Raw genomic sequence first — 3,837 nt, 5'->3', positions numbered from 1 at the left:
TAGAAGTGGCAGATAAGATGGATAAGTTTAAGTCAACTTTGAGAGAAAAAGTAGAGGCCTCAGCAACTCAAATAGAAGAGAAAGGCTGGAGAGAAATTTTGAAGAAATAAAAAATGCGGCAAAAAGCCGCATTTTCCTTTATATGGACTGGAAGAAACCAATTCGATTTACAGTGGGAGGCGAGAAATGGGAAATCCCATTAAACATCCTGATTTTATTGATAGTGATCACGCTACTCTTGATGATACTTGGTGCTTGGATGGGCTTTAATTTTGGTGGAGGGAAAATTTAATCGGTAAAAATCCCCCAGCCGTCATCATATTTCTCATTGGAGTCAAAAGCTTTGACCCATTCAATAAACAATTTTCGATAGTCCTCGATAGCATCTCTTAACAGTTGAAGGTGCTCCTCAGCATGTGTCGACTCTACTGCTAACTGATAAGTCATTGCCTTTAAGCTTTTAGCATGAACCTTCATGATTGTCGCATTTTCCATTTTTGCGACATAATCCTCCAATACTTCTGTGCTTGCAAATTTGGAACTCATGATCGTAGCATCTTCCATCATTAATCCACCATATAATTCTTTTCTTGCCTCGTCTAGACTTCCAACTAAAGCATGAGTAAGTCTTATAATATCCTTTGCTTTCCGCATTAAAGGATGTTTATAAATTTTATTTTGTTGGTTTTCGATGCTGTCTTCATCTCCCTCATCCCAGTCCGGGTCTTCTTCAAAATCATCCCACATCTCAAATAAATTAGTTAAAATGGAAGAGTATCTTCATCAGTATCAGAATGAAAACTACTCACCTCTGGCATTGAATTTTGGGATGGGGCACTATTTTCAGATCCGGTTCTATCTACTTTATAGGCTTTCACATCGGTGTACCATCTTCCGTTATATTCACGGCTTTCTAAGTCCACTCCCAAAGTAACCTGCTCGCCCATTTGTATTGCAAACTGATCTATTTTATCTCCCCAAATGGATAGGCAAACCTTTTTAGGATAATTTCCGCCAGTTTCTAAAATATATTCCTGCTTTCTCCAAGCATTACCATTTCTTGAATTACCACCTACTTCTGGCAAAATTTGTATAATCTTTCCACTTAGTTCCATCTTCTAATTTTTTAAAGTATAATATCACGAAGGTAATCAAAGGACTGTAAAACTCCCGACAAGTCTAATGGAAAATAGTATTTATCTTAAACCAAATTTTAACATTTTTTGGCATGGTCATTGGTTCTGAAACACTTCTAAAATCATAAACCTTTTAATAAAGCAGAGGTCCTTTGTTGTTTTTACAAAAGGAAATTTTGTTTCATTTATTTCTGAAAATTATTCCAGTAAAATTGAAACAAATCTTTGCAGAGTTGTTTTTGATATTATACTTTTAAAATTGTTTCACATTCTTTCACGCTTAATAAATACTATGGTATAGACTTCTACGTTGTTCATAAACCAACTGAAGATGAGTAAAAAAATAGGACCTCAAGACAGTGAGTTGATAGCTCAGTATAGAAGTGGAAACGATGCTGCCTTTGATCTCTTGGTAGATAGATACCAAAGTAAGTTATATACCACAATCTTCCTTATCGTTAAGGATCAGTCAATTGCTGAAGATTTGTTGCAGGAGGTATTTATTAAAGTAGTGAAAACTTTGAACTCGGATAGATATAACGAGGAAGGAAAGTTTCAACCTTGGGTAATGCGAATTGCCCATAATCTTGCAATTGATCATTTTAGGAAATCGAAAAGATACCCCATGATCCAAATGGAAGATGGGTCAAATATTTTCAATTCATTGAGTTTTGCAGAGGAGACTGTAGAAGACCGACAAATGCGGGATGAAACTGTTGAATTGGTCAAAAGACTTATTGAAGAACTTCCTGAAGCTCAAAGACAGGTATTAGTGATGAGACATTATCTGGATATGAGTTTTCAAGAAATTGCTGATCAAACAGGAGTAAGCATAAATACTGCATTAGGAAGAATGCGCTATGCTTTGATCCATTTAAGAAAAAAGATGAAACACCTTAATGTTGCCTATGATAAAACTATTTACCCCAAATGACCTGGTAAGATACATCTATCAGGAAATGCCGGAGGATGAACAAGAGCTTTTAGTGCAAGCCTTGCACAATGATGAGTCATTGATGCAAGAATATGTAGAGATGCTGAGCACTTTGGAACAATTAGACCAAATCGAGCTTCAACCTTCCGAAAAAGTAGTAAATGCCATTAAATCGATGGCACAGTCTACGGGACTCCAAAGAGTCTGAAAAATATGGTAACCCCGCATTAGCGGGGTTTTTTATTGTTATAATTCCTGATTAATAAAATCGGCTGCTTTTTGGATCACCTCTGCATAGGGGCCAAATCCCAAGCCATGTCCTTCACCCGGGTATGCTTCGAAGTAGTAAGGAACATTATTTTCTTCTAGTTTTTCAGCTAAAATCTCACTTTGGCTTACTGGTACCACCGTATCGCTTGTTCCATGGAAGAAAACTGTGGGTACACTGTTTGGATTAACAAATGTAATGGGGCTTGACTGGGCATAGCCCATTGGATTACTTTCAGGAGTTCCATTAAGCAGGACTTGAAGTCCTTGGGAGGTCAATGAGTTAAAACCATATAAAGACTGCAAATCTGTTGGGGGGAATAATGCCAAAACAGCTTGAATATTCCCGATTTCTTGGTGCTTGTAACTATGTAAAAGCGCTAAATGTCCTCCGGCGCTAGCTCCGGCCAAGATAATATTTTTTGAAACATTCCATTCTTCTGTTTTGGAAACGATGTAATTGATGGCATCAATAATGTCATTTTCCTGATCTGGAAATTGGCCAGATCCTGTTCCCAAATTTAATAAGCTGTAATTCAAAGAAATTATCGCATATCCCGAAAAGGAAGATTCAACTAGAGATCTGAAAGCCAGAATTTCACTTTTATCACCGCTGACCCATGCTCCCCCATGGATGTATATAAAAAGTGGTGTTTCAGCGATGGATCTGCCAGCTGGCAAATAAACATCCATGGTATTCTCAGCTGTATTTCCGTAAGATTCATTTAGAATATCGATTGCTTCGACTTCTACAACTGGATTTTCTGAATCCTTATTGCAGGAAAAAAAGACTATTGAAAATGAAAGGAGAATAAAAAAGCGGAATCGTAAAATTTGTTTGTTTATAGCCATTTAATCAAGGTTGATATAATTTTTTGAGTTTTATTGTCGTAAGGAGGTGTTAACATGGTAGAATTGTTAAATCCAATTCGCTGTTTTAAAACGCCTTTTTCATTGGAAAAGGCAAGGTATCCAAAATAGCCATGAGATTTGCCGATCCCGCTATTGTTTACTCCTCCAAATGGAAGGTTCGGATGAATAAAATGTAATACACAATCATTTAACACAGCGTTGCCAGAACTTGTTTCCTGGATTACTCTTTTAAAGGTATTGTTTTCCTCTCCGAAATAATATAGTGCCAAGGGCTTTGGCTTTGAGTTAATGATAGAGATGGCTTCATCAATATCTTTGTATGATATAATAGGTAGAAGAGGGCCAAATATTTCTTCTTCAAGAATATGCATTCCTTCTTTGAGATTCGACAACAAAGTTGGCTCTATAAAAAGAGTTTCTGGATCAAATGTTCCTCCAAAATCTACTTTTACCCCTTTTTCAAAGGCATCATTAAATAGACCTTGAATCCGATTAAAGTTTTTGAGGTTGATTATTCTCGCCAAGTCTTTTGACTTAACGATACCCTCATATTTTGGATCATACATTTTTTGTATAGCCAATTTAAGCTCCATCAGGAATGGCTCTTTCACTTCTTCCTGAATTAAA

The 3,837-nt window shown here is 36.6% G+C and carries 7 protein-coding genes; 3 read left to right on the top strand and 4 right to left on the bottom strand.

Annotated elements, in window-relative coordinates:
* The first annotated feature begins 142 nt into the window (after positions 1–142).
* Positions 143–292: a hypothetical protein gene (locus Q0L68_RS17660; protein WP_296705584.1), complete on the top strand. Its 150-nt coding sequence runs from the start codon at positions 143–145 to the stop codon at positions 290–292.
* Here Q0L68_RS17660 and Q0L68_RS17655 read toward each other — a convergent pair.
* Both Q0L68_RS17655 and Q0L68_RS17650 read right to left on the bottom strand, forming a co-directional pair.
* Positions 289–747 carry a hypothetical protein gene (locus Q0L68_RS17655; RefSeq protein WP_296705583.1) on the bottom strand — a complete coding sequence of 153 codons (459 nt, stop codon included), beginning with the start codon at positions 745–747 and terminating at the stop codon, positions 289–291. The two genes, Q0L68_RS17660 and Q0L68_RS17655, sit on opposite strands and share 4 nt — an antisense overlap.
* 14 nt (positions 748–761) lie before the next feature.
* The gene (locus tag Q0L68_RS17650) at positions 762–1,115 is read right to left on the bottom strand and encodes a DUF3127 domain-containing protein (RefSeq protein ID WP_296705582.1); all 354 of its coding nucleotides are present in this window, start codon (positions 1,113–1,115) and stop codon (positions 762–764) included.
* Positions 1,116–1,467: 352 nt separating this feature from the next.
* Here Q0L68_RS17650 and Q0L68_RS17645 point away from each other — a divergent pair, with 352 nt between their 5' ends.
* Both Q0L68_RS17645 and Q0L68_RS17640 read left to right on the top strand, forming a co-directional pair.
* Positions 1,468–2,070, top strand: coding sequence for a sigma-70 family RNA polymerase sigma factor (locus Q0L68_RS17645; protein WP_296705581.1), 603 nt, complete (start codon positions 1,468–1,470; stop codon positions 2,068–2,070).
* Complete coding sequence (locus tag Q0L68_RS17640; protein WP_296705580.1) at positions 2,045–2,278, top strand: hypothetical protein; 234 nt, start codon at positions 2,045–2,047, stop codon at positions 2,276–2,278. Before Q0L68_RS17645 ends, Q0L68_RS17640 begins: the two co-directional genes overlap by 26 nt.
* Before the next feature lie 38 nt (positions 2,279–2,316).
* Here the strand turns inward: Q0L68_RS17640 and Q0L68_RS17635 are convergent, their stop codons facing one another.
* Positions 2,317–3,189 carry an alpha/beta hydrolase gene (locus Q0L68_RS17635; RefSeq protein ID WP_296705579.1) on the bottom strand — a complete coding sequence of 291 codons (873 nt, stop codon included), beginning with the start codon at positions 3,187–3,189 and terminating at the stop codon, positions 2,317–2,319.
* A partial coding sequence (locus Q0L68_RS17630; RefSeq protein ID WP_296705578.1) for an aldehyde dehydrogenase family protein occupies positions 3,180–3,837 on the bottom strand: 658 nt, incomplete at its 5' end. The genes Q0L68_RS17630 and Q0L68_RS17635, both read right to left, overlap by 10 nt.

Source organism: Algoriphagus sp. (assembly GCF_024642405.1).
In the GTDB taxonomy this organism is placed as follows: Bacteria; Bacteroidota; Bacteroidia; order Cytophagales; family Cyclobacteriaceae; genus Algoriphagus.
Note: the sequence above shows the minus strand (reverse complement) of the source record. Positions and strands in the feature narration are given on the sequence as shown.

Coding starts and splice junctions, on each gene's coding strand:
- Q0L68_RS17660 (WP_296705584.1), top strand. CDS start 143: ATGGACTGGAAGAAACCAATTCGATTTACAGTGGGAGGCGAGAAATGG.
- Q0L68_RS17655 (WP_296705583.1), bottom strand. CDS start 747: ATGTGGGATGATTTTGAAGAAGACCCGGACTGGGATGAGGGAGATGAA.
- Q0L68_RS17640 (WP_296705580.1), top strand. CDS start 2,045: ATGATAAAACTATTTACCCCAAATGACCTGGTAAGATACATCTATCAG.
- Q0L68_RS17650 (WP_296705582.1), bottom strand. CDS start 1,115: ATGGAACTAAGTGGAAAGATTATACAAATTTTGCCAGAAGTAGGTGGT.
- Q0L68_RS17635 (WP_296705579.1), bottom strand. CDS start 3,189: ATGGCTATAAACAAACAAATTTTACGATTCCGCTTTTTTATTCTCCTT.
- Q0L68_RS17645 (WP_296705581.1), top strand. CDS start 1,468: ATGAGTAAAAAAATAGGACCTCAAGACAGTGAGTTGATAGCTCAGTAT.